The sequence below is a fragment of the Streptomyces triticagri genome (genome assembly GCF_003429565.1).
Lineage (GTDB): Bacteria > Actinomycetota > Actinomycetes > Streptomycetales > Streptomycetaceae > Streptomyces > Streptomyces triticagri.
The window spans coordinates 1-26,266 of the sequence record NZ_QUAK01000068.1; the positions used below are offsets into that span (position 1 = coordinate 1).

At 72.4% G+C, this 26,266-nt stretch carries 18 protein-coding genes; 16 read left to right on the top strand and 2 right to left on the bottom strand.

Annotated elements, in window-relative coordinates:
- The 3 genes from DY218_RS12305 to DY218_RS12315 all read left to right on the top strand — a co-directional run.
- The coding region (locus DY218_RS12305) for an ABC transporter ATP-binding protein (protein WP_147336138.1) at positions 1 to 1,876 on the top strand (1,876 nt) is incomplete at its 5' end.
- The gene (locus DY218_RS12310; RefSeq protein WP_128556014.1) at positions 1,873 to 3,696 is read left to right on the top strand and encodes an ABC transporter ATP-binding protein; all 1,824 of its coding nucleotides are present in this window, start codon (positions 1,873 to 1,875) and stop codon (positions 3,694 to 3,696) included. The genes DY218_RS12305 and DY218_RS12310, both read left to right, overlap by 4 nt.
- 140 nt (positions 3,697 to 3,836) lie before the next feature.
- Positions 3,837 to 6,665, top strand: a complete 2,829-nt coding sequence (locus tag DY218_RS12315; protein ID WP_128556015.1) for an FAD-binding and (Fe-S)-binding domain-containing protein — start codon at positions 3,837 to 3,839, stop codon at positions 6,663 to 6,665.
- Between the two features lie 118 nt (positions 6,666 to 6,783).
- Here DY218_RS12315 and DY218_RS12320 read toward each other — a convergent pair whose 3' ends face one another.
- Positions 6,784 to 7,677, bottom strand: a complete 894-nt coding sequence (locus tag DY218_RS12320) for a LysR family transcriptional regulator (protein WP_233521557.1) — start codon at positions 7,675 to 7,677, stop codon at positions 6,784 to 6,786.
- A gap of 320 nt (positions 7,678 to 7,997) precedes the next feature.
- Here DY218_RS12320 and DY218_RS12325 point away from each other — a divergent pair, with 320 nt between their 5' ends.
- The 11 genes from DY218_RS12325 to DY218_RS12375 all read left to right on the top strand — a co-directional run bounded on the left by DY218_RS12325 (position 7,998) and on the right by DY218_RS12375 (position 22,059).
- A complete protein-coding gene (locus DY218_RS12325) occupies positions 7,998 to 9,008 on the top strand; it encodes an EamA family transporter (protein WP_128556070.1) in 1,011 nt (336 codons plus the stop codon).
- 215 nt (positions 9,009 to 9,223) lie between these two features.
- Entirely contained in the window at positions 9,224 to 9,817 is a 594-nt protein-coding gene (locus DY218_RS12330) for an SMI1/KNR4 family protein (RefSeq protein ID WP_128556017.1), read from the top strand.
- A gap of 101 nt (positions 9,818 to 9,918) precedes the next feature.
- Complete coding sequence (locus DY218_RS12335; protein WP_128556018.1) at positions 9,919 to 10,767, top strand: TIGR03084 family metal-binding protein; 849 nt, start codon at positions 9,919 to 9,921, stop codon at positions 10,765 to 10,767.
- On the top strand, positions 10,764 to 12,614 hold the full coding sequence (locus DY218_RS12340) for an acyclic terpene utilization AtuA family protein (RefSeq protein ID WP_128556019.1): 1,851 nt from the start codon (positions 10,764 to 10,766) through the stop codon (positions 12,612 to 12,614). The genes DY218_RS12335 and DY218_RS12340 overlap by 4 nt, the downstream gene beginning before the upstream one ends.
- 55 nt (positions 12,615 to 12,669) lie before the next feature.
- On the top strand, positions 12,670 to 14,268 hold the full coding sequence (locus DY218_RS12345) for an acyl-CoA carboxylase subunit beta (protein WP_128556020.1): 1,599 nt from the start codon (positions 12,670 to 12,672) through the stop codon (positions 14,266 to 14,268).
- A gap of 23 nt (positions 14,269 to 14,291) precedes the next feature.
- Entirely contained in the window at positions 14,292 to 16,349 is a 2,058-nt protein-coding gene (locus DY218_RS12350) for an acetyl/propionyl/methylcrotonyl-CoA carboxylase subunit alpha (RefSeq protein ID WP_128556021.1), read from the top strand.
- A complete protein-coding gene (locus DY218_RS12355) occupies positions 16,346 to 17,518 on the top strand; it encodes an acyl-CoA dehydrogenase family protein (protein WP_128556022.1) in 1,173 nt (390 codons plus the stop codon). Before DY218_RS12350 ends, DY218_RS12355 begins: the two co-directional genes overlap by 4 nt.
- 193 nt (positions 17,519 to 17,711) lie before the next feature.
- A complete protein-coding gene (locus DY218_RS12360) occupies positions 17,712 to 18,845 on the top strand; it encodes a glycoside hydrolase family 26 protein (protein WP_128556023.1) in 1,134 nt (377 codons plus the stop codon).
- Positions 18,846 to 19,054: 209 nt separating this feature from the next.
- Complete coding sequence (locus DY218_RS12365; protein ID WP_128556024.1) at positions 19,055 to 20,614, top strand: 4-coumarate--CoA ligase family protein; 1,560 nt, start codon at positions 19,055 to 19,057, stop codon at positions 20,612 to 20,614.
- Positions 20,615 to 20,752: 138 nt separating this feature from the next.
- Positions 20,753 to 21,481 (top strand): enoyl-CoA hydratase family protein, encoded by a 729-nt coding sequence (locus tag DY218_RS12370; protein WP_233521558.1) that lies wholly within the window; start codon positions 20,753 to 20,755, stop codon positions 21,479 to 21,481.
- Complete coding sequence (locus DY218_RS12375; RefSeq protein WP_128556026.1) at positions 21,469 to 22,059, top strand: TetR/AcrR family transcriptional regulator; 591 nt, start codon at positions 21,469 to 21,471, stop codon at positions 22,057 to 22,059. The genes DY218_RS12370 and DY218_RS12375 overlap by 13 nt, the downstream gene beginning before the upstream one ends.
- Before the next feature lie 88 nt (positions 22,060 to 22,147).
- On the opposite strand, the gene pdxH is transcribed toward DY218_RS12375, so the two are convergent.
- On the bottom strand, positions 22,148 to 22,783 hold the full coding sequence (gene pdxH / locus DY218_RS12380; protein WP_128556071.1) for a pyridoxamine 5'-phosphate oxidase: 636 nt from the start codon (positions 22,781 to 22,783) through the stop codon (positions 22,148 to 22,150).
- A 434-nt stretch (positions 22,784 to 23,217) separates the two neighbouring features.
- On the opposite strand from pdxH, the gene DY218_RS12385 reads away from it, so the two are divergent.
- Together DY218_RS12385 and DY218_RS12390 are read left to right on the top strand one after the other, a co-directional pair.
- A complete protein-coding gene (locus DY218_RS12385; RefSeq protein ID WP_128556027.1) occupies positions 23,218 to 24,318 on the top strand; it encodes a citrate synthase 2 in 1,101 nt (366 codons plus the stop codon).
- 513 nt (positions 24,319 to 24,831) lie between these two features.
- Entirely contained in the window at positions 24,832 to 26,250 is a 1,419-nt protein-coding gene (locus DY218_RS12390) for a PAS domain-containing protein (protein ID WP_128556028.1), read from the top strand.
- The last annotated feature ends 16 nt before the right edge of the window (positions 26,251 to 26,266 follow it).

Sequence of the window (26,266 nt, forward strand, 5' to 3'; positions counted from 1 at the left end):
GCCGGCCGGAGCGGCAGCGGCGCCCGAACCGGAGCCCGCCGCCGGCCGGTGGCGGTCGCAGGCGGCCGGCCGGCTCCTCGCGCCCGTCCGGCGCAAGCTGGTGCTCGCCGGAGTCCTGCAGGCCGTGATCACTCTGCTCCAACTCGCCCCGTACGTCCTGCTCGTGGAGCTGGCCAGGCGGCTCCTGGACGGAGAACCGGAAGCCCGGCTGCGGACGGTCGGCATCCTGGCGCTCGTCCTGCTCGGCGCGGGCACCGCGCTCGCCGCCGCACTGACCCTGTGGCTGCACGCCGTGGACGCCCGCCACGCGCGCGTGCTGCGCGCCCGGCTGCTCGGCAAGCTCGCCCGCCTTCCGCTCGGCTGGTTCACCGCCCGCGGCTCGGCGGGCACCAAGAAGGTCGTCCAGGACGACACCCTGGCCCTGCACTATCTGGTCACGCACGCCGTGCCGGACGCCGTCGCGGCGGTCGTCGCGCCGCTCGCGGTGCTCGGCTATCTGTTCAGCGTGGACTGGCGGCCCGCCCTCGTGCTGCTCGTACCGATCCTGGTGTACGTCGTGACCATGTCGATCATGATGGTCCAGTCGGGGCCGAAGATCGCCGAGGCCCCGCGCCGGGCCGAGCGCATGGGCGGCGAAGCCGGCGCCTATCTCGAAGGGCAGCCCGTGGTCCGGGTGTTCGGCGGCGCCACGGCCTCCGTCTTCCGGCGGCGCCTGGACGCGTATCTGGAGTTCCTCGGTGACTGGCAGCGGCCGTTCATCGGCAAGAAGACCTTCATGGACCTGGCCACCCGGCCGTCGACGTTCCTGTGGCTGATCGCCACCACCGGCACGCTCCTCGTCGTCGCCGACCGGATGGCACCGGTGGACCTGCTGCCGTTCCTGCTGCTCGGCACGACCTTCGGCGCCCGCCTGCTCGGCATCGGCTACGGCCTCGCCGGGCTGCGCGACGGCACCCTTGCGGCCCGCTCCATCGCCACCACCCTGGACGACCGGGAGCTCGCGACGAGCGCAGCCGCGGCGGATCCGGACGCCGGCACGGACGGTGCCGAGGGGGCCGACGGCGGCGAACGCGCCGGGCACGTCGCCTTCGAGCGGGTCACCTTCGGATACCGGCCGGGAGTCCCCGTCGTACGGGACGTGTCGCTCGAGCTGCGCCCCGGGACGGTGACCGCGCTCGTCGGCCCCTCGGGAGCGGGCAAGTCCACGCTCGCCGCGCTCCTCGCACGCTTCCACGACGTCGACGAGGGGGCCATCCGGATCGACGGCAAGGACATCAGGTCGCTGACCGCGGACGAGCTCTACGCGCGCGTGGGCTTCGTTCTCCAGGACGTCCAACTGGTGCGGGGCACCGTACGGGAGAACATCGCGCTCGCCGTACCGGACGCGTCCGACGCACAGGTCGAGGCGGCGGCCCGGGACGCCCGGATCCACGACCGGATCGTGCGGCTCCCGGACGGCTACGACACCGTCATCGGGGAGGGCGTTCAACCGTCCGGCGGCGAACGCCAACGGCTCACCATCGCCCGTGCCATCCTCGCCGACACCCCGGTACTCGTCCTCGACGAGGCCACCGCATTCGCCGACCCCGAGTCCGAGTACCTCCTGCAGCGCGCCCTCGACCGGCTCACCCGGGACCGCACCGTCCTGGTCGTCGCGCACCGCCTGCACACCGTCACCGGCGTGGACCGCATCGTCGTACTCGACGGCGGCCGGGTCGCCGAGACCGGCAGCCACGCCGAACTCCTCGCTGCGGACGGCCGTTACCGCCGGCTCTGGGAGTCGGGCGGCGGGCGCTCCGCAGCCGCAGCGACGACGTCCGGCTCGGCCACCGGCGCCCCGACCGGTACCACCGTGGCCGAAGGAGCCGCCTCATGATCCGCTCGCTGCTGTGGCTGCTGCCCGCGGACCGGCGCTCCCGCGCCGCCGCCTACGCCGTCCTCGCCCTGCTCTCGGTGCTGCTCCGCGCGGGAGGCGTGGTGCTTCTGGTGCCGCTGGTACGGGAGTTGTTCGGCGCCGATCCGGCCGCCGCGCTGCCCTGGCTCGGCGCACTGACCGCGGTGACCGCGGTCGGCTGGGTCGTCGACACGGCGGCCGCACGGCTCGGCTTCGACCTGGGATTCGCGCTGCTCGACGGCGTCCAGCACGATGTCGCCGACCGTCTGACCCGGGTCCGCCTGAGCTGGCTCGCCGCCGGCAACGTCCCGACCGCACGGTCCGCGATCGCCTCCGGAGGACCGGAGTTGGTGGGCATGTTCGCCAATCTGCTCACCCCGCTGATCGGAGCCGTACTGCTGCCCGCGGCGATCGCCGTCGCCCTGGTGCCGGTCGCCTGGCAGCTGGGCCTCGCCGCCGCTGCCGGGGTGCCGGTGCTGCTCGGCGCCCTGTGGGCGTCCGGGCGGATCACCCGCCGCGCGGACGCGCTCGCCGCGGAGACCAACAGCGCACTGACCGAGCGCCTGGTGGAGTTCGCCGGCACCCAGCAGGCGCTGCGCGCCGCCCGCCGCGTCGAGCCGGCCCGCAGCCATGTGGGGCGCGCCCTCGAGCAGCAGCACGGCTCCACGATGCGACTCCTGCTGCTCCAGGTGCCCGGGCAGGTGCTGTTCGGACTGGCCGGCCAGGCGGCCCTCGTGGCGCTCGCCGGGGTCGCCGCCGTGCTGACCGTACGCGGCGATCTGACGGCCCCGGAGGCCGTGGCCCTGATCGTGGTCGTCGTGCGTTATCTGGAGCCGTTCACGACGCTCGCCGAGCTCGCCCCGGCCGTCGAGACGATCCGCTCCACGCTCGACCGGATCCGGTCCGTCCTCACCGCGCCGACGACACCCGCCGGCACCGCGGCACCCGGCCGGGACGGCGCGCCCCGACTCCAACTGGAGAACGTCCACTTCGCGTACGGGGACGGGGACGGGGGCGACGGTGCCGTGGCCGGCGAGCCCGTGCTGCGCGGCCTGAACCTCACCCTCGAATCCGGCACCACGACCGCGATCGTCGGCCCTTCGGGGTCCGGCAAGAGCACGGTCCTCGCGCTGCTCGCCGGACTGCACACACCGACCCGTGGTCGCGTACTCGCGGACGGCGTCGACACCACGACACTTCAGGACACCCACCGGCGGTCGCTGACCAGCATGGTCTTCCAGCACTCCTATCTGTTCGACGGGACGGTCCGGGAGAACGTCATGGCCGGCGACCCGGATGCGGCCCACGCGCGCGTGGAGCAGGTCCTGCGATTGGCCCGGGTGGACGAGCTCGCCGCCCGGCTTCCCGACGGTGCGGACAGCAGGGTGGGTGAGGGCGGCACGGCACTCTCCGGCGGCGAACGGCAGCGGGTCGGCATCGCCCGCGCCCTGCTCAAACCGGCGCCCGTACTGCTCGTCGACGAGGCCACCAGCGCGCTCGACACGGAGAACGAGGCGGCCGTGGCGTCCGCTCTGTCCGCCGACCACCTGCCCCGCACCCGGGTGATCGTGACCCACCGTCCCGCGACGGTCCGTGGCGCGGACCGGGTCCTGTTCCTCGAGGACGGTGAGATCACCGAGGACGGCACGGTCGACGAACTCCTCACCATGGGAGGCCGCTTCGCCACGTTCTGGCACGAGGCCCAGGAGAGCGCCGCCTGGCGCCTCACCCCGACTGTCGGCCCTGCGGACACCTCCAGGATCTCCAGCCCGTCCGGTACTTCCAGCCCGTCCGGCGTTTGAGGACATCTTTTGATCCTGTCCGGGGCCCCGAGGCGGCACGCGCCCAGGGCACCTTTCGACCCGGACGGGTCGACACTTTTCAAGCCTGTCCGGCGTTTGAGGACAAGGCCCCCTGCCAAGGGACTGGCACGCTGGACAACATGGACACCGCAGCCCTGGAGCGCAGCCTCCGCACGGAACTCCGCGGCACCGTCGACTTCCGCCCCACCGCCCGCGCCCTCACCACCATGGACGCCTCCAACTACCGCCGCGTCCCCCTCGGCACGGTCGCCCCGCGCGACACCACCGACGTGGAAGCCACCCTGGCGATCTGCCGCAACCACCGCGTCCCCGTGGTCCCCCGCGGCACCGGCACCTCCATCGCCGGCCAGGCGACCGGCACCGGCGTGGTCCTGGACTTCACGCGCTGGATGGACGGCCTCCTCGCCCTCGATCCCGCCGAGCGCACCGCGGTCGTCCAGCCCGGCCTGATCCTCGACACCTTGCGCACCGCGGCCGCCCCGCACGGCCTCACCTTCGGCCCCGACCCGTCCACCCACAGCCGCTGCACCCTCGGCGGAATGATCGGCAACAACTCCTGCGGCAGCCACTCCGTGGCCTGGGGCACGACCGCGGACAACGTCCACGACCTCACCGTGGCCACCTACGGCGGCGGCGCCCCCCGGCGCCTCGGCCGAGGCTGGGACGGCGCCCCGGACGGCCTGCGCGCCCTCGCCGAGTCCGAACTCGCCCTGCTGCGCACCGGATTCCCCGACCTCCCGCGCCGCATCTCCGGCTACGCACTCGACGCCCTGCTCCCCGAGAACGGCATCGACCTCGCGCGCGCGTACTGCGGCAGCGAAGGCACCCTCGCCGTCCTCACCGAGGCCACCGTCAAACTCGTCGAGGCTCCACGCGCGCGTGCCCTCGCCGTACTGGGCTACTCCGACGAGAGCGCGGCAGCGGAAGCCGCGGCCGGACTGTTGCCGTACGGGCCGCTCACCGTGGAAGGCATGGCCGCCGACCTGGTGGGCGACGCCCAGGGCCTGCCGCGCGGCGGCGCCTGGCTGTTCGTGGAGACCGGCGGCGACAGCCGGGACGAGGCACGCGCGCGTGCCGATGCGATCGTGCGGGCCGCGGACGTACTGGACTCGGTCGTCGTCACCGACCCGGCCGGGCAGCGGGCCCTGTGGCGGGTGCGCGAGGACGCCTCCGGCACGGCCACCCGCATGCCCGACGGCTCGGAGGCCTGGCCCGGCTGGGAGGACTGTGCCGTGCCGCCCGCCCGACTGGGCGCCTATCTCCGCGACTTCAGGGCCCTGCTCGCCGAACACGGCCTGCGCGGCACCCCGTACGGGCACTTCGGCGACGGCTGCATCCACGTACGCATCGACTTCGACCTGCTCAGCAAGCCCGGTATCGCGCGCTTCAGGGAGTTCTCCCAGGCCCTGGCCGGACTCGTCGTCGCCCACGGCGGATCACTCTCCGGCGAGCACGGCGACGGCATCGCACGCGCCGAGCTGCTGCCCGCCATGTACGGCAAGGACCTGGTCCGCCTCTTCGAGCGCGTCAAGGGCCTCTGGGACCCCGACGACGGCCTCAACCCGGGCATCCTCGTACGCCCCGAACCCCTCGACTCCCACCTGCGCTTCGACCCGCTGCCCCGCGGCCCCGTCGACGTCGCCTTCGGCTATCCGCACGACAACGGCGACTTCTCCGCCGCCGTACGCCGCTGCGTAGGAGTCGCCAAATGCCGCAACACGACGACGACTTCGGGCGTCATGTGCCCGTCGTTCCGCGCCACCGGCGAGGAGGAGCACTCCACCCGCGGCCGCGCCCGACTGCTGCACGAGATGCTCGCCGGCGAGGTCGTCACCGACGGCTGGCGCTCCACCGAGGTGCATGACGCGCTCGATCTGTGCCTGTCCTGCAAGGGCTGCCGCAGCGACTGCCCGGTCGGCGTCGACATGGCCACCTACAAGGCCGAGTTCCTGCACCACCACTACAAGGGCCGGCGGCGTCCCATGGCGCACTACTCCATGGGACGCCTGCCACGCTGGCTGCGCGCCGCGGCCACCCTGCGCCTCGCCCGCCCGGCGAACGCGGCCCTGCGCCTGCGCCCGCTCGCCGCCCTCGCCAAACGCCTCGGCGGCATCGCACCCGAACGCGACATCCCACGCCTGGCCCCGGTCACGTTCCGCCGCTGGTACGAGAGGCGCGGCGCGACCCGCCGCGAGGACGGCACCCCGACCGTCGTCCTGTGGCCCGACACCTTCACCGACCACCTCTCACCCTCGGTCGGCCGGGCCGCGGTGCGAGTCCTCGAGGATGCGGGCCTCTCCGTGATCCTGCCTCCCAAGGGCGTGTGCTGCGGCCTCACTTACGTCTCCACCGGCCAGCTCGACCTCGCCCGCGACGTCATGCGCCGCACCCTCGACCGTGTCCCGCCGGACAGGCCCCTGGTGGTCCTGGAGCCGAGCTGCGCGGCGGCCCTCAAGGCAGATCTGCCCGAACTCCTCGGCGACGACCCGAGGGCCCACCGCCTCGCCGCCTCCGTCCGGACATTCGCCGAGACCATCGAGGAACTCGCCCCCGACTGGCAGCCACCCCGCCTCGACCGCGAGGTCACCGGCCAGACCCACTGCCACCAGCACGCCGTACTCGGCGACAGGGCGGACCGCGCCCTACGCGAAAAGGCGGGCCTGACCGGCGAATTGACCGGCGGCTGCTGCGGCCTGGCCGGCAACTTCGGCTTCGAACCCGGCCACTTCGAAGTCTCCCGCGCCTGCGCCGAGGACCAACTCCTGCCCGCGGTACGCGCCGCCGGCCCGGCCACCTCCGTACTCGCCGACGGCTTCTCCTGCCGCACCCAACTGGAACAACTCGGCGACGGCCGCGGCGCCCGGCACCTGGCGGAGATCCTTGCGGAAGCCCTGGATCGCTCCCAGCCCGGCGCAGGTCGTACCGAGTGGACCGGCCGTACCGAGTAGAAGTGTCACGAGCGCCCTCACCGCCCCGCCCGACCGGCATCCGCGGGTGGTGGTGTCGGAGGCGGTGAGAAGGACTCGTACGATCCGTGCATCGGCACCCAGGACGCGGTCGAGGCCGTCAGCTGTGGGCGATCTTGTGGATCAGGGCGGTGAGTTCGGGGACGGACGGGTGGCCGGGGGTGTCCCGGCGGGCGAGGACGACGGGGACCTCGGGGGCGTCGGTCAGCGGCAGGTAGACCACGCCCGGGTACTGGTGCATGCCGATGGTGGCCGTCGCGCTGATGCCCACCGCGCGGCCCGCGGCGATCGTGACGAGCCAGTCGTCCGTGTTGGCCACCGTGATCGCCTCCTTGGGGCGGATCGCGGCCGGCCACAGGTCGAGGGTGGTCGTGCCGGAGACGGTGTTCAGGGCGATGGTGCGGTCCGTGAGGTCGGCGAGCGAGAGCCGGTCGCGGTCGGCCAGCGGGTCGTCGGCAGGCAGGGCCGCCACCCGGGCCTCGGTGTAGAGCAGTTCGGTGACCAGGCCCGGGGCGTCGACGGTGCCCCGCAGCAGCGCGGCGTCGACCTCGCCGCGGGTCAGTCCCGCCGTACGGTCGTCGATGCGCAGGAGTTCGAGGGGCACGTCGGGGTGGGCCTCGCGCCAGCGTCGCAGCAGCGGAGTGGTGTACGGGCCGGCCGCGGACCAGGCGTGCCCGAGCCGCAGCGGCCGGCGTGCGGTACGGCCGGCCGCGAGGGCGTCCTCGAAGGCGGCGACCGCGGCGGTGGCACGGTCCTGGAACGCGCGGCCCTCCGGAGTGAGCGCCAGATGGTGTGTGCTGCGGTCCACCAGGCGTACGCCGAGGGCCCGTTCGAGGGCGGCGAGGGTGCGGGAGACGGCGGGCTGGGTGAGGCGGAGGCGCTCGGCGGCGCGGGTGACGTTGCGCTCCTCGGCGATGGCGAGGAAGCAGCGCAGGTGGCGGAGCTCGACCTGGCCGGCGCCGGCGTGGTCGTTGCCGCTGGTCGTGGCGCTCATGCGTGCGGAGCATAACCGGGTCGCGGTCGGCATTTCACGTGCCGCGCGGGAGTCCGTAGCGTGGGAAGGCGGTGGAAGCGGGGTGGAACGGGGTGCTCGAATAGTCCAGTGCAATGGATCGTGGAGTTCACTACAGTGTTCTACGTTGTGCTCGGCGACAGCACCGGAGACGTGACAGCGCCAAGTGCCGGCGGCGTGACGGCGCCAGAGACGTGGCAGCGCCGGCGGCGTGACATGTGTGCAGTGAAGTGAGCAGTGCAGCGAAGGGAAAGGCTCCAGTGGACGCAGGGAGGCAGACCGGCGGGCCGGTCACGGGCGGGATCGCTCCCGAGGCGGGCGCCGCAGAGGCGGCCGCCGGGGCCGCCGTCGCACAGCCGGAGGCGGCCGGCGTCGTGGACACGGCCGGCACCGATCGGCCCGCAAGCGCCACAGGACTGCGCCGGCTGCGAGGCTCCACCCTCGGCCCCGTGGGACTCGTCCTCACCGGATGCCTGTCCGTGCAGTTCGGCGGCGCGCTCGCCGTGTCCCTGATGCCGCGGGCCGGGGCCCTCGGCGTGGTCACGATCCGCCTCGTCGCAGCGGCCGTCGTGCTGTTGATCGTCTGCCGACCCAAGCTGCGCGGGCACAGCCGCGCCGACTGGGGCACCGTCGTCACCTTCGGCGTCGTGATGGGCGCCATGAACACGCTCTTCTACCAAGCGGCCGACCGCATCCCGCTCGGCGCGGCCGTGACCCTCGAAGTGCTCGGACCGCTCGCCCTGTCCGTCATCGCCTCACGCCGCGCGGTGAACGCCCTGTGGGCGGCACTCGCGCTCGCGGGCGTCTTCCTGCTCAGCGGCGGCGGGTTCGAGTCGCTCGACCCGGTCGGCGCCGCGTTCGCCCTGAGCGCCGGCGCGATGTGGGCGGCGTACATCGTCTTCAGCGCCAAGACCGGCCGCCGCTTCCCGCAGGCGGACGGCCTCGCGCTCGCCATGGGAGTCGCGGCCCTGCTCAGCCTGCCCCTCGGCATCGCCGAATCCGGCTCCAAGCTGCTCGTGCCGACGACCCTGGCACTCGGCGTCGGCGTCGCGGTGCTGTCCTCCGTACTGCCGTACACCCTCGAACTCCTCGCCCTGCGGCGACTCCCGGCCTCCACCTTCGCGATCATGATGAGCCTGGAGCCCGCCTTCGCCGCGACGGCCGGCTTCCTCGTCCTGGACCAGGCGCTCTCCGCGACCCAGGCTCTGGCCATCGCGCTCGTCATCGCCGCCAGCATGGGCGCGGTACGCACCCAGGTCGGACGGTCGAAGGGGAGGCGGGAGCGGGCCGAGCGCCCCACCGCCGGAGGCTGAGTCCGCCGACGCCGCAGGCTGATTCTGTCGAGGGCCGATGCCGGGTCCGGAAGTTATCCACAGGCACGGAGCGATGTCCGTGCCGTGTGTGAGGATCGCTCCTGACGGTCGGGACACGCAGTCGCCACGGCTGCGAGTGCGGTGAGCCGCATGCGCGGCGGACTGCCCGACCGGTCGCGCAAGGGCAGATTCGATGCGTTACCGGGGGAGAGCACATGACGAGGCGAGCGGCGGGGCGAGTCGAGGAAGTCCTCGCGGAGCAGTGGCGGCAACTGGAGGAGTGGTACGCGCAGGAGGGCGGCGCGCACCTGCTGCGCGGGCCGGCCTCCCCGGAGGCGATCGCCGGGGTCGAGCAGGAGCTGGGGGTGACACTGCCCGAGGAGCTGAAGCGATCCCTCGAGCTGCACGACGGGACCGAGGAGGACGGCTGGCCGGGCGGCACCCTGTTGTCCTGCGCGGGCATCGTCAAGGAGACCGGGATATGGCGCGAGCTCCTCGCGGACGGCAGCTTCGACAAGCGCTCGCACCACGACCCGGAGGACGACGAGGACCTGGAGGACGCGGAGCGGGCCGTACAGCCGGGCTGGTGGAACGAGGGCTGGATCTGCATCGACGCCGACGGCGCGGGGAACGGCGCGGTGATAGACCTCGCCCCGGGCCCCGGCGGCACCCGCGGCCAACTCCTCGACATGGACCACGAGGTGGGCCCGAGCGGCCCCACGGCACACGGCTTCATCGACTATCTCGACGACGTCCTCGAGGAGTTGGACGACTGCAGCGTGGTCGACGGTTCGTACGTGGAGGGGTGAGGGGGAGGGCCCCGGGGAGGGTTTCAAGCACGCGTGCTTGTTTATCGTCCCGGCAGCTGCCATGCTCGCCGCACAACGACGTCCCGTGAGGGGAGTGCGCCGTGGCCGACCCCGTTCCCGTGCTCGACGATCTGCGTGCGGAGAGTGCGGAACTCGACGCTCTCGTAGGGGAGTTGAGTCCGGCTGACTGGGCGCGGTCCACCCCTGCGCCGGGGTGGACGGTCACCCATCAGATCGCCCATCTCGCCTGGACGGACGAGGTGGCCCTGGTCGCCGTGACCGACCCGGACGCCTTCGCCAAGGAGGTCGAGAAGGCGCTCGCGGCGCCGCACGAATTCGTCGACGAGGGCGCCGAGCGAGGCGCGGTACTGCCACCCGACGAGCTGCTCGCGCGCTGGCGGCACGGCCGTGAGGCGCTGCAGCTGGCGCTGCGCGAGGCCCCGCCCGGCACCCGTTGTCCCTGGTACGGGCCGCCGATGAGTGTCGCCTCGATGGCGACCGCGCGCCTGATGGAGACCTGGGCGCACGGGCAGGACGTGGCCGACGCCTTCGCGGTGCGGCGGGTGCCCACGGCGCGGCTCCGGCACGTCGCACGCATCGGCGTACGTGCCCGTGACTACGCCTACGTGGTGCGGGAACTGACGCCTCCCGAAGCCGAGTTCCGTATCGAGCTGGCCGCGCCGGACGGCGGTGAGCCGTGGACGTACGGTCCGCCGGACGCAGTTCAGCGCGTGACCGGGCCGGCGCTCGACTTCTGCCTCCTGGTCACCCAGCGTGCCCACCGGGACGACCTGGCCCTGCGGGCCGATGGGGCCGAGGCGGACCGGTGGCTGGACATCGCCCAGGCCTTCGCGGGCCCGCCCGGGCAGGGACGTGCACCGAAGACCGCGCACACGACGGACGGCACAGCCGCTGCCGACCCCACCGCCCCAGAGGACGGCGGACGATGAGCGACGCCGACTCCGCCGGCGTCGACAACGCCGTCCGCCCCCTGCGCATAGGCAATGCCTCCGGCTTCTACGGTGACCGTTTCGAGGCCGTACGGGAGATGCTCAGCGGTGGTGAACTCGACGTGCTCACCGGGGATTACCTGGCCGAGCTGACCATGCTGATCCTCGGCCGCGACCGCCTGCGCGACCCCGGGCTCGGGTACGCCAAGACGTTCCTGCGGCAGTTGGAGGACTGTCTCGGTCTGGCGCACGAGCGTGGCGTACGCATCGTGACGAATGCCGGGGGGCTCAACCCGGCGGGCCTCGCCTCCGCCGTACGGGAACTCGCCGGGCGGGCCGGCGTCCCCGCGCGGGTGGCGCACGTGGAGGGTGACGATCTGCTGGCGCGCGGCGGCTGGGGCGAGGGCGTCCTGACGGCGAACGCCTACCTGGGCGGCGAGGGCATCACCGCTTGTCTGCGGGCCGGTGCCGACGTCGTGGTCACCGGCCGGGTGACCGACGCGGCCCTGGTCACCGGCCCGGCCGCCTGGTGGTTCGACTGGGACCGCGACACCGCCCCACACCGCACCACGTCCCCTGCACGGGACCGCACCACACCCTCCACCTCCATGTCCACGTCCGCCTCCAAGTCCACCTCCACCCCCACCTCCTACGAAGCCGCCCTCGCCGGAGCCGTCGTGGCCGGCCATGTCCTCGAGTGCGGCACCCAGGCCACCGGCGGCAATTACGCCTTCTTCGCCGAGGCTCTGGCGGCGGGCCGCGATCTGCGTCGCCCCGGCTTCCCGCTCGCCGAGATCCACGCCGACGGCTCGGCCGTCATCACCAAGCATCCCGGCACGGGCGGCCTCGTCGACGTGGACACCGTCACCGCCCAACTCCTGTACGAGACCGGTGGTGCCCGGTATGCGGGCCCCGACGTCACCGCCCGACTCGACTCGGTGACCCTCACTCAGGAGGGGCCGGACCGGGTCCGTGTCGCCGGGGTCGAGGGTGAGCCTCCGCCGCCGACGCTCAAGACCGGTCTGAACAGGCTGGGTGGTTGGCGCAACGAGATCGTGTTCGTGCTCACCGGCCTGGACATCGAGGCCAAGGCGGCGCTGGTCAAGGCGCAGTTGGCGGATGCCCTGGCCAAACACCCCCCAGCGCACGTCAGTTGGGAGCTGTCACGTACCGATCGTCCCGACGCTTCCACCGAGGAGACCGCGAGTGCGCTGCTCCGGCTCGTGGTGCGCGACCCCGAGCAGGAGGCAGTGGGCCGCCGGCTGACCAGTGCCGCTGTCGAGCTCGGTCTGGCCGGCTACCCGGGCTTCCATCTGACCGCCCCGCCCGGAAAGGGTTCCCCGTACGGGGTTTTCGAGGCCCGGTACGTCGAGCGGGACGCCGTGCGGCATGTGGCCGTACTCCCCGACGGGGGCCGCCTGGCCGTCCCCGACCCCGTAAGCACCCGGGAGCTCGCCCCCGTGCCCGCTCCGCCGCTGCCCGAACCGCTTCCGCCGGGGCCGGTGCGCCGCGTGCCGCTGGGTGCGGTCGCCGGGGCCCGCAGCGGCGACAAGGGCGGGGACGCCAACATCGGGGTGTGGGTGCGTACGGACGCCGCCTGGCGCTGGCTGGCCCATGCGCTCACGGTCGAGACGCTCCGCGAACTGCTGCCCGAGACCGCCGAGTTGACCATCACCAGGCATCTCTTCCCCCGGCTCCGGGCGGTCAATTTCGTGGTCGAGGGGCTGCTCGGTGAGGGCGTCGCCGCCCAGCACCGCTTCGATCCGCAGGCCAAGGGGCTGGGTGAGTGGCTCCGTTCGCGGCATGTGGACGTCCCGGAGCAGCTGCTGTGGACCGACGGCCCGTGACCCTCCGAGCCTCGGCCGATCCCACTGTCCGCCCAGCCACCCCGAAGGGATCCCCGTGACCGTACTGCCCACCGCGCTCGACCCCGCCGCGCCGGAGTTCGCCGAGCGTCGCGAGGCGATGCTCGGCAGGCTCGCCGAGCTCGACGCCGAGCACGCCAAGGCGCTGGCCGGCGGCGGCGAGAAGTATGTGGCGCGGCACCGCAAGCGCGGCAAGCTGCTGGCCCGCGAGCGGATCGAGCTGCTCCTCGACCCGGACACCCCGTTCCTCGAGCTGTCTCCGCTGGCCGCTTGGGGCAGCGACTATCCGGTCGGTGCCTCGATGGTCACCGGCATCGGTGTGGTCGAGGGCGTCGAGTGCCTGATCACCGCCAACGACCCGACCGTGCGCGGCGGGGCCAGCAACCCCTGGACCTTGAAGAAGGCCTTCCGCGCCCACGAGATCAGTTACGCGAACCGTCTGCCGTCCATCCATCTCGTGGAGTCGGGCGGCGCGGACCTGCCCAGCCAGAAGGAGATCTTCATCCCGGGCGGTGCGCTCTTCAAGCACCTCACGCAGTCGTCCGCGGCCGGTATCCCCACCGTCGCGGTGGTGTTCGGCAACTCCACGGCGGGCGGTGCGTATGTGCCGGGGCTCTGCGACCACGTGATCATGGTCGAGGAGCGGGCGAAGGTGTTCCTCGGTGGTCCGCCGCTGGTCAAGATGGCCACCGGCGAGGAGAGCGACGACGAGTCGCTCGGTGGCGCCGGGATGCACGCGCGCGTGTCCGGTCTCGCGGACTATCTGGCCGCCGACGAACCCGACGCCCTGCGGCAGGCCCGCCGGGTGGTGGCGCGCCTCAACCACCGCAAGGCGCAGGCCGATCCGGCTCCGGGGGCTCCGCCGAAGTACGACGAGGAGGAGCTTCTCGGCATCGTGCCGGAGGACCTGAAGGTCCCCTTCGACCCGCATGAGGTGGTGGCCCGGATCGTGGACGGTTCGGACTTCGACGAGTTCAAGCCGTTGTACGGGCCGAGCCTGGTGACGGGGTGGGCCGAGCTGCACGGCTATCCGGTGGGGGTGCTCGCCAATGCGCGCGGGGTGTTGTTCAGCGAGGAGTCGCAGAAGGCCGCCCAGTTCATCCAGTTGGCGAACCAGCGCGACATTCCGCTGCTCTTCCTGCACAACACGACCGGTTACATGGTCGGCAAGGAGTACGAGCAGGGCGGCATCATCAAGCACGGCGCGATGATGATCAACGCGGTCTCGAACTCCCGTGTCCCGCATCTGTCGGTCCTGATGGGCGCCTCCTACGGGGCGGGCCATTACGGGATGTGCGGGCGCGCGTACGACCCGAGGTTCCTGTTCGCCTGGCCCAGTGCGAAGTCCGCCGTGATGGGGCCGCAGCAGCTGGCGGGTGTCCTGTCGATCGTGGCCCGGCAGTCGGCGGCTGCGAAGGGGCAGCCGTACGACGACGAGGCGGACGCGGGGCTGCGGGCGATGGTGGAGCAGCAGATCGAGTCGGAGTCGCTGCCGATGTTCCTGTCCGGGCGGCTCTACGACGACGGGGTCATCGATCCCCGCGACACACGCACCGTTCTCGGCCTGTGCCTGTCCGCGATCCACAACGCGCCCGTGGAGGGCGCGCGCGGCGGCTTCGGCGTCTTCCGGATGTGAGGGACCACGTGACTGAAGTGCGCATGCTTCGAAGGGTGTTGGTCGCCAATCGCGGCGAGATCGCCTGCCGCATCTTCCGCACCTGCCGGGAGCTGGGCATCGCCACGGCGGCGGTGTATTCGGATGCGGATGCCCAGGCTCTGCACGTACGGGAGGCGGACACGGCTGTGCGGCTGGCGGGCAGTGCGCCGGGAGAGACGTATCTGCGGGGCGATCTGCTGGTGCGGGCGGCGCTCGCGGCGGGAGCGGACGCGGTGCATCCGGGGTATGGATTCCTTTCCGAGAACGCGGAGTTCGCGCGTGCGGTCCTGGACGCCGGGTTGGTGTGGATCGGTCCGCCGCCTGCCGCGATCGAGGCGATGGCGTACAAGACGGACGCCAAGCGGATCATGCGGGATGCGGGGCTGACGCTGTTCGATGCGCTCGATCCCGAGGCGGTGACGGCAGGTGATCTGCCGGTTCTGGTGAAGGCGTCGGCGGGCGGCGGCGGGCGCGGTATGCGGGTCGTACGGGAACTCGACGCGCTGCCGGGAGAGTTGAAGGCGGCGAGCGCGGAGGCGGAGAGCGCCTTCGGTGACGGGCGGGTGTTCGTCGAGCCGTATGTGGAGCGTGGCCGGCATGTCGAGGTGCAGATCCTCGCGGACGGTCAGGGCGGCGTGTGGACGCTCGGTACGCGTGACTGTTCGCTGCAGCGGCGGCATCAGAAGGTCGTCGAGGAGGCGCCGGCGCCGGGCCTCGGCGAGGCGCTGGAGCGGGAGATGGAGCGGGCCGCGGTCGCCGCGGCGAAGGCCATCGACTATGCGGGCGCCGGCACGGTGGAGTTCCTGGTCGCCGACGGGCGTGCGTACTTCCTGGAGATGAACACCCGGCTGCAGGTGGAACACCCGGTCACCGAGGCCGTGTTCGACATCGATCTGGTGGCGTGGCAGCTGCGTGTCGCCGAGGGGGCCCGGCTGCCGGAGGCTCCGCCGGCGCCCTCGGGGCGGCATGCGATCGAGGCCCGTCTGTACGCCGAGGATCCTGCGCGCGGCTGGGCGCCGCAGGCCGGTGTGCTGCACCGCTTCGATGTGCCGCTGGACGGGGACGGCATCCGGGTCGACTCCGGGTATGCCGGCGGCGACGAGATCGGTGTGCACTACGACCCGATGCTGGCCAAGGTCGTCGCCCATGGCGCGACCCGCGCCGAGGCCGCACGCCGGCTCGCGGGCGCCCTGGAACGCACCCGGATCCACGGGCCGGTCACCAACCGCGAGCTGCTGGTGCGCAGCCTGCGGCATCCGGAGTTCCTCGCGGGCGAGGTGCACACCGGCTTCTACGACCGGCATCTGGACGGGCTGACCGCGCGGGCGGACGACGACGGCATGGACCGGTGTGCGGCGCTGGCGGCGGCGCTCGCGGACGGGCAGGGCCGCTCCCGCCTCGGAGTCGGCGGCTGGCGCAATCTGCCGTCCGCCCTGCAGACGAAGAGCTATCGCAGTGAGCCGGACGGCGCCGAGTTCGAGGTCGGCTACCGGATCACCCGGGACGGGATCGAAGGGCATCCCGGCGTCCGTCTCGTCGGCTCGGAGGCCGGGCGGACGGTGCTCGAAGTCGACGGCGTACGGCACGAGTTCCATGTCGTACGGCACGGGGGAGAGGAGCGGGGACGGGGTCCGGACCGGGTGTTCGTGGACAGCTCCACGCGCGCGTGGACCTTCGTCGCGCTGCCTCGTTTCGCCGACCCTGTGGAGCAGCGTGCTCCGGGGTCGCTGCTCGCCCCGATGCCCGGCACCGTCGTCCGGGTCGCGGACGGTCTGGCCGCCGGTGACGCGGTGCGGGCGGGCACGCCGCTGCTGTGGCTGGAGGCGATGAAGATGGAGCACCGCATCGTCGCGCCGGTCACCGGCACGCTCACCGCCCTGCATGCCGCTCCCGGCCGCCAGGTCGAGGTCGGCACGCTGCTCGCCGTCGTCGAACCGGACGGTGTCTCCGTACCGGGCGGCACAGCTGCTGATGTCTCCGTACCGGACGGCACAGCTGCCGACGCACCGAATGCCGCAACCGATGCCGCACCCACCGACGCACAGGAGGACCCCGTATGAGCACCCCCGGCACCGTCGTGGAGACCGAGGAGCAGCAGGCCCTCAGGGCCGCCGTCGCCGCCCTCGGCAAGCGCTACGGACGCGACTACGTGACCCGCCTCGTACGGGACGGCGGCCACCCCACCGAACTGTGGGCGGACGCCGCGAAGCTCGGCTACCTGGGGGTCAATCTGCCCGAGGAGTACGGCGGCGGGGGTGGCGGAATCGCGGAACTGTCCATAGTCCTCGAGGAGTTGGGTGCCGCCGGCTGTCCGCTTCTGATGATGGTCGTGTCGCCCGCGATCTGTGGCACGGTCATCTCCCGCTTCGGTACCGAGGAGCAGCGGCGTCAGTGGCTGCCGGGGCTCGCGGACGGCAGCCTCACCATGGCGTTCGGCATCACCGAGCCCGATGCCGGATCGAACTCCCACCGGATCACCACCACCGCGCGCAGGGACGGCGATTCCTGGGTGCTCACCGGTCGCAAGGTGTTCGTCTCCGGTGTCGACATCGCGGACGCCACCCTGATCGTCGGCCGCACGGAGGACGCCCGCACGGGGCGGCTCAAGCCGTGCCTCTTCATCGTCCCGCGGGAGGCCGAGGGTTTCGCGCGGAATGCGATCGACATGGAACTGCAGGCTGCGGAGAAGCAGTTCGAGCTGGTCCTGGACGAGGTGCGGCTGCCCGCCGACGCGCTGGTCGGGGAGGAGGACGCGGGGCTGCTGCAGCTGTTCGCCGGTCTGAATCCGGAGCGCATCATGACCGCCGCCTTCGCCGTCGGCATGGGCCGCTACGCGCTGGAGCGTGCCGTGTCGTACGCGAAGGAGCGCAGTGTGTGGAAGGACGCCGCGATCGGCAGCCATCAGGCGATCGCGCATCCCCTGGCGCAGGCGCACATCGATCTGGAGCTGGCCCGCCTGATGATGCAGAAGGCGGCGCATCTCTACGACGCGGGTGACGACGTGGGGGCGGGTGAGGCCGCCAACATGGCCAAGTACGCGGCCGCGGAGGCCTGTGTGCGGGCCGTGGACCAGTCCGTGCACACACTGGGCGGGAACGGGCTCACGCGGGAGTACGGCCTGGCCTCGCTGATCACCGCGTCCCGGGTGGCGCGGATCGCGCCCGTCAGCCGGGAGATGATCCTCAATTACGTGTCCCATCAGACTCTGGGGCTGCCCAAGTCGTACTGAGTACGTACTGAGTACGCACCGAGCACGCACTGAGGACGCGGGGACCGGGACGTGGTGCGGGCGTCGGCTCCCTGTTCGTGAGAGCGCTCTCAGGTTAGTCTCGCGCCACTCCTGAGAGCGACTCGTTCCGCTTGTGCCCGTCGCTCCGAGCGCTCGGTCTCTGACGTCTTCACACGAATCGGGAACCCTCACCATGAAGATCCCGCACGACCGCTCGATGTCCCGACGTACTCTGCTCGGCGCCGTCCCGGTGACGGCCGCCGCCGTCGCCGGTGTCGCCGGCGCACCGGTCGCCGCGGCCGCGCCGGCACGGCCGCTTCCCGGTGCACGGCCGCGTCCCGGTGCACGTCCGCGGCCCGTCACGGGTCCGCTGCCGGACCAGGACCGCTACTTCGGCCTGTTCCGCGAGGTCCCCGACCAGTCGACCGTCCCGGACGGCGCGCTCGCCGACTTCGGCGCGGTGCCCGCCAGTGTCATGTGGTTCGACAGCTGGAGCAGGCAGGTCCCGTTCCCCGTCGACACGGCGCGGGCGCTGTGGCGCCGGCACGTGCTGCCGCACTACACCTGGGAGCCCTGGGACCCGGAACTGCCGCTCACCGACCCCGGGCAGATCACCCTCGCCGCCATCAACGACGGCGACTGGGACGACTACATAGCCGCACGCGGCCGAGAATTCGCCCGCTACGGCAAACCCCTGGTGGTGCGCTGGGGCCACGAGTTCAACGGCGACTGGTACCCCTGGTCGGTCGCCAACAACGGGCAGGACCCGAAGGCCTACGTGGCGGCGTACCGGCGCGTGCACCGCATCGTACGGGCGCAGCGCGCCCTCAACGTCCAGTGGTGCTGGGCCTACAACAACGGCCCCGCCCCGATCGCCGACTGGAACGACGAGCAACTCGCCTACCCCGGCGGCGACTACGTCGACTGGATCGGGATCGACGGCTACAACTGGGGCTTCGGACCGTCCTGGGAGCCGGACGTCGACCACTGGGAGAGCTTCGCCGACACGTTCGCCGACGCCTACGCGCGCGCCCGCGCGATCGACCCCCGAAAGCCCGTCATGCTGCCGGAGTTCGCCTCGAGCGAGGACGGCGGCGACAAGCCGGACTGGATCGCGACCATGATCGCGGAGCTGGAGGCCGGCCGCTTCCCGAATCTGCGCCTGCTCAACTGGTTCGACATCGACAAGGAGGAGCGCTGGTCGCTGCCGCCGGGGCTGCCGCGGCTGCAGGACCTCGTCGGCGCGGGTACGCGGCGCCGCTGGGCCAAGGGGGCCGGCAGGGACGTCGCGGCCCTCGGGAGGCGCTACAGGCCGCTCCCGGACTGATCCGAACCGTCCGCGTACGGGCGGGCGGCACGGGGCTCATACGGGGGTACGGTCTTGCCTCACCTGTCGGCCGGGGTCCGGCACAGGGCCCCGGGCGGCCGGGCCGGCACCGCAGGTCAGGTGAGGCGCGCAAGGCACGCAAGGTTCGTCATGTCCGCAAGGTTCGCCCCGTCCGTCCCCGTCCGCCACCGTTCGCCCCTGGAGGGACCGTGTTCCGCAGCCAGTACGCAGACGTCCCCGTCCTCGACGAGCCCATCCACGAAGCCGTGCTCGGCCGGGCCGCCGACTTCGGTGACACCCCGGCCCTGATCGACGGTGTCGCCGGCACCACCTTCACGTACGCCCAACTGGACACCTTCCACCGGCGGATCGCCGCCGCCCTTGCCGAGTCCGGTCTCGGCAAGGGCGATGTGCTGGCCCTGCACAGCCCCAACACGGTCGCCTATCCGGCGGTCTTTTTCGCGGCCACGCGCGCGGGGGCCTCGGTCACCACGGTCCATCCCCTCGCCACCCCCGAGGAGTTCGCCAAGCAGCTCACCGACTCGGGGGCGACCTGGATCGTCACCGTGTCCCCGCTCCTGGGCGCCGCCCGCGCGGCCGCCGAGATCTGCGGCGGCATCCGGGAGATCCTCGTCTGCGACCAGGCCGAGGGGCACCGCAGCATCCTGGACCTGATCGGCTCCACCGCGCCGGAGCCGGCCGTGGCCGTCGACCCGGCCGAGGACGTCGCGGTCCTGCCGTACTCGTCCGGCACCACCGGCACGCCCAAGGGCGTGATGCTCACGCACCGTTCCATCGCCACCAACCTGGCCCAGCTGTATCCGACGATGCCGGTCGGCGAGGGTGAGCGGATCCTCGCGGTCCTGCCGTTCTTCCACATCTACGGCCTGACCGCCCTGATGAACGCCCCGCTGCGGCACGGCGCCACCGTGGTCGTCCTGCCCCGCTTCGAACTCGACACGTTCCTCGCGGCCATCGAGAAGCACCGCATCACCGGCCTGTACGTCGCCCCGCCGATCGTGCTCGCCCTCGCCAAGCACCCGGCCGTCGCCGACTACGACCTGTCCTCGCTGAAGTTCATCCTCAGTGCCGCGGCCCCGCTGGACGCCGGGCTCGCCGCGGCCTGCTCCGAGCGGCTCGGGCTGCCGCCGGTGGGCCAGGCGTACGGCATGACGGAACTCTCGCCCGGCACCCACGTCGTGCCACTGGGCGCCGAGAGTCCGCCGCCCGGCACCGTCGGCAAACTCATCGCCTCCACCGAGATGCGCATCGTGTCCCTCGACGACCCGGCCGAGGACGTCCCCGTCGGCGAGCGCGGCGAGATCCTCATCCGCGGTCCTCAGGTCATGAAGGGCTATCTGGGCAGGCCGCAGGCGACCGCCGACATGATCGACGCGGACGGCTGGGTGCACACCGGGGACATCGGCCAAGTGGACGACGACGGTTGGTTGTTCGTCGTCGACCGGGTCAAGGAACTCATCAAGTACAAGGGCTACCAGGTGGCGCCGGCCGAACTGGAGGCGCTGCTGCTCACCCATCGCGACATCGCCGACGCCGCGGTGATCGGCGTCTACGACGAGGAGGGCAACGAAGTGCCGAAGGCCTACGTCGTCCCGCAGCCGGGCAGTGGACTCACCGCGGGCGACGTCACCGACTACGTGGCCGAACGCGTCAGCCCGTACAAGAAGATCCGGCGCGTCGAGTTCGTCGAGGCCGTGCCGCGGGCCGCGAGCGGCAAGATCCTCCGCCGCGAACTGCGTGAACGGTGAGAGAGCCAATGAACGTTGAGGGATCCGCTCAACGTTGAGAGAAGCATGAACGTTGAGAGATCCCCTGAACGTCGAAAGAACCGCTCAACGTCGAAAGAACCGCTCAACGTAGAGATACCCGGACAGGGAGAACAGCACGTGATCAAGCACAGTCACAGCCGGGGCGTCAGCACCCTGACTCTGGACGCCCCGGCCCGCCGCAACGCCCTGTCGGGACCGCTGGTCGAGGCGCTCACCAAGGCGCTCGCGGACTGCGGCAGCGACGCGCGCGTGCGGGCCGTCGTCCTGACCCACACCGGCGAGACGTTCTGCGCCGGCGCCGACCTCAAGGAGCCCTGCAGCCCGTACGCGTTCGTCGCCCTCATGCGACAGATCGTGGAGCTGCCCAAGCCCGTCGTCGCGCGCGTCGACGGGCATGTGCGGGCCGGCGGCCTCGGCCTGCTCGCCGCCTGCGATCTCGCACTCGCCTCACCCGGCTCCGACTTCGCACTCACCGAGGTACGCATCGGAGTGGCACCCGCGGTGATCTCGCTGACCCTGCTGCCCCGCATGGACCCGCGCGCGGTCGAGCGCCACTACCTCACGGGCGAACGCTTCGACGCCCGGCAGGCTGCGGCGGCCGGTCTGCTCACCGAGGTCGCCGACGACGTGGACGCCGCCCTGGACACCGTGCTCGAGGCGTTCCGCAAGGCCGCACCGGGGGGCCTGGCGGCCGCGAAGCGCCTTGTCACCGCTAGAGTCCTGCAGGCCTTCGACGAGCACGCGGAGGACTACGTGCAGCGTTCCGCGACGCTGTTCGCGTCCGCCGACGCCCGCGAGGGCATGACCGCCTTCCTCGAACGACGGGATCCCGGATGGGTGCTGTGACCCCTGCCGACCGCGCGCCCAAGCAGGACCGCAGCCGCGCCACCCGACAGCGCCTCCTGGAGGCCGCCGTCTGCTGTCTCGCCGAGCACGGCTGGGCGGGCTCCACGGTGTCCGCCGTCGCCGAACGCGCCGGCGTCTCGCGCGGGGCGGCGCAACACCACTTCCCGACCCGCGAGGACCTGTTCACGGCGGCCGTCGAGTACGTCGCCGAGCAGCGCTCCCAGGCGCTGCGCGAACTGCCCGTGCAGGGGCGTGCCGCCGTCGTGCACGCGCTCGTGGACCTGTACACCGGGCCGTTCTTCCGCGCCGCCCTGCAGCTGTGGGTGGCCGCCTCCAACGAACCGCAGCTGCACGCGCGCGTGACCGAACTCGAGGCCCGCGTCGGCCGCGAGACCCACCGCATCGCCGTCGAACTGCTCGCCGCCGACGAACAGCGCCCCGGCGTACGGGAGACCGTCCAGGGGCTGCTCGACATGGCCCGCGGACTCGGTCTGGCCAACCTCCTCACGGACGACACCGCGCGCCGCGAACGCGTCGTCGGCGAGTGGGCGCTCATCATCGAGCGCACCCTGGAGTGAACCGCGCCCTGGAGTGAACCGCTCCCCGGAGCGCCCGCGCGCCCTGGACTGCCCACGTTCCCTGGACCGATCCGCACCCGCGACGGTTTCAGGGCGCGAGCCGCTGCACCGTCCAACCGCCCGGCACGCGCGCGTACCTGAGCCGGTCGTGCAGGCGGTTCTCCCGGCCCTGCCAGAACTCCACCTGGTCGGGCACCACCCGGATCCCGCCCCAGTGCGGCGGCACCGGCACCTGCTCACCGGTCGGGTAGCGGTCCGCGAGGTCCGCGTACGCCCGGTCCAGTTCCTCCCGCGAGGCGATCACCGTGGACTGCGGGCTGGCCCAGGCGCCGAGCTGTGAACCGTGCGGCCGGGAGCGGAAGTAGCGTGCCGTCTCGTCCCGGCCGATCCGCTCGGCGTCGCCGGTGACCAGGACTTGACGGGCCATCGAGTGCCATGGGAAGAGCAGCGCCACGCGCGCGTTGACCTCGATCTCGCGGGCCTTGCGGGACTCGTAGTTGGTGAAGAACACGAACCCGCGCGCGTCGTACGCCTTGAGGAGCACGGTGCGGGAGCTGGGGCGGCCGTCGGCGTCGGCGGTGGAGACGACCATCGCGTTCGGCTCGTAGAGGCCGCCGTTCCGCTCGGCCAGGGCGGCCTCCGCGAACCAGCGTCCGAACTGCTCCATCGGCTCCGCCGCGAGCCCCGCGGGATCGACACCCTCGGCACGGTACTGGCGGCGCATCACGGCCGGGTCGTGCAGGTCGGCGGGGCTGGACGGCGGTGGCTCGGGGCCGTCGAGCGGGGGCGGGGCGGCATCGGGGAGGTCCCCCGGAATCTCCCGGCCCGGATGGCGGTGATCGGTCACCCGCTCATCCTGCCGCACCCGATGGCTGGCCCCCGACCCCCGAGAGGTGGTCTCATGGCACTGAGTGCCGCAGGTTCCTTCGGGTGTGGCACTCCAGGATCCCGTCCTGTCCGCGTACCGGTTGGGTGACCTCCAGCCGTACGGGGCATGACCCGGTTGACCGGAAAGGACCGCGAGTCGCAGAAAGGTCACTCCTCGAGGGTGGCCGACCGCGGATCCGGGCCGGCCGCCGCCTGTTCCTGACATGTGGTCAGCCATGCATCTGTCGCCGCGGCAGTCACCCTCTGCCGCCACTCATGAGGAGCCGCCTGATGTCCGACTTCGTACCCGGTCTCGAGGGAGTCGTCGCGTTCGAGACGGAGATCGCCGAACCGGACAAGGAAGGGGGCGCCCTGAGGTACCGCGGTGTGGACATCGAGGACCTGGTCGGCCACGTCTCCTTCGGGAACGTCTGGGGCCTGCTCGTGGACGGCGCCTTCGCGCCCGGCCTGCCGCCCGCCGAACCGTTCCCGATCCCGGTGCACTCCGGGGACATCCGCGTCGACGTGCAGTCCGCGCTCGCCATGCTCGCCCCGGTCTGGGGCCTGAAACCGCTGCTCGACATCGACGAGTCACGCGCGCGTGACGACCTGGCACGCGCCGCCGTGATGGCCCTGTCGTACGTCGCCCAGTCCGCCCGCGGCCAGGGCCTTCCGATGGTGCCGCAGCGCGAGATCGACAAGGCCGAGAGCGTCGTCGAGCGGTTCATGATCCGCTGGCGCGGCGAGCCCGACCCGCGGCACGTCAAGGCCGTCGACGCGTACTGGACCTCCGCGGCCGAACACGGCCTGAACGCCTCGACGTTCACCGCCCGGGTCATCGCCTCCACCGGGGCCGATGTCGCCGCCGCCCTGTCCGGTGCGGTCGGCGCCATGTCGGGCCCGCTGCACGGCGGCGCACCGTCCCGGGTGCTCGGCATGATCGAGGAGATCGAGCGCACCGGGGACGCCGCGGCGTACGTCCGGCAGGCCCTCGACAAGGGCGAGCGCCTGATGGGCTTCGGACACCGCGTCTACCGCGCCGAGGACCCCCGCGCGCGGGTCCTGCGCCGTACCGCCAAGGAGCTCGCCGCACCCCGCTTCGAGGTCGCCGAGGCGCTGGAGCGGGCGGCGCTGGAGGAGCTGCACGCCCGGCGCCCTGACCGGGTGCTCGCCACCAACGTCGAGTTCTGGGCGGCGATCGTCCTGGACTTCGCCGAGGTGCCGGCGCACATGTTCACCTCGATGTTCACCTGTGCCAGGACCGCGGGCTGGAGCGCGCACATCCTGGAGCAGAAGCGCACCGGCCGCCTGGTGCGCCCGTCCGCGCGCTACACCGGGCCCGGCTCGCGCGACCCGCGCGACATCGAGGGCTACGCGGACCTGGCGGGCTGAGTAGGCCGAGAAGGCCGGAAACGCAGACGACCCGCGGGCCTTGGTCCCCGCCGTACGAGACGGCGGGGAGCCGGCCGGACAATACCGGCGGCCCGCGGGTCGGGTGACTGCTTGGGATTGGGCCGGCTGCGCACACGCATCGCGCGCTGGTCCGGCACCGCACTGGTTCTACGGTGGCAGGCCGCTAGCCCGCAGCCACCTCACCTGTCCGGTATGTCATCACTTCCGAACCACCTCCCTTCCGGTTGATCCCCACACTAGGAGCCGTCGCCGGGTGGCTCAAGGGATTTTCTACGACCTTGACTCTGCACCCGCAAACGCCACCGGAACGGGTCGTACCGGGCCACCTGAAGGTCCCCTGAAGGTCCCAGGACAACGATTCGGACCCGGACACCGGCACGTTTTGACAAACCTCCTGTGCGGTGCGTCACGTTCGAGTTGAATGATCGGTGTGCGGTGCACACCGATCAGTGCACACCGACAAGCTGACTCGTCCTGCATGGGGGTGGCCAGGTGAGTGCTTCCCGGCGCAGTGGTACCGCGGACTCCTTGGGTTCCGGAGACCCCGAGCCCGAACGGGATCCCGAAAGGGATCCGGAACACGACCCGGACAGGGACGGACCGGGCTCCGACGACCTGCTCGCGGCCCTGCTCGACGGCATGGACGCGGCACTGTGTGCCTTCGACGCCGACGGCGTGGTCACCCACTGGAACCGCGAGGCGGAGCGCATCCTCGGCTGGACGGCGGAGGAGGCCGTCGGCCGCCGCGGCTTCGCCGGCTGGGCGGTCCGCAGCGCCGACGCCGACGAGGTGGCGCAGCGGCTGCTCGGCGCGATGGGCTCGCCCGGACGCCAGGTGCACGAGTTCGCGCTGCTGACCAAGGACGGCGGCCGGGTCCTGGTCCGTACCCAGTCCGCGGCCGTGCGCGGCCCGGACGGCGAACCGGCGGGCGTGTACTGCGCGTTCAGCGAGGTGCACACCCAGATCGACCTGGAGCGGTCCATCGCACTCAGCGAGGCGCTCTTCGACTCGGCGTCCTGGGGAGTGGTCCTGGTGGACGCCGATCTGCGCCCCGCCGTGGTGAACGCCCACGCGGCACACGCACTCGGCGTGGGCCGCAGCTCCCTGCTCGGCCGCCCGCTCGGCGAGCTCCTCACCCAGGGCGTCGAGGACCTGGAGAACGCCTTCACGCACGTGCTCGCCGAGGGTGCACCGCCCGAGCCGGCCGAGATGTGGGTGACCCTGCGCACCGACGAGGGCGAGTCGCGGCGCTGCTGGCGCAGTGGCTTCGTACGCCTGTCGTCGCCGCTCGCGGAGGAGCCCGTGCCGCTGGGCGTGGGCTGGCTGTTCGTGGACGTCACGGAGGCCAAGCAGCTCGAGCAGGACGCCGCGCAGCTGCGGTTCCGCGCCAATCAGCTGCACCGTGCCGCGCGCGCCTCCGCCGAGTGCGAGGACCCCTACGAGGCGGCGACGGTCCAGCTGGACTTCGCGCTCGCCGGCTTCGCCGACCATGCCCTGATCGATCTGACGGCATCCGTCGAGCCGCCTCGTCTGGTGCGGTCCGCGGCCACGCCGGCCGGGACGCCGGGGCCCGTCCAGTCGCTCGCCCACGGCGGGATCCCGCTGCGGTACGCGCCGGGGCATCCGGCGCTGCAGTGCCTGGAGCGGGCCGGGGCGGTACGCGCCTCTGCGGGCGCCGCCGGGCCCGCGGAGGCCGAGCGGTGGGCCGAGGCCCGGCAGTGGCCGTCCGACGCGGTGCACGCCCTGTGTGTGGCGGCGCGCAGCCGGGGGCGCACGGTCGGCGTGGTGACCTTCCTGCGGGGCGTCACACGGTCGCCGTTCGAGCGCGGCGAGGCGATGTACGCGGAGAGTGTGGCCGTACGGATCGGCGCGAGCCTGGACCTCGCGGGCCCGGACCCGGCAGGGCGCTGACGCCGCGCGCGTGGGC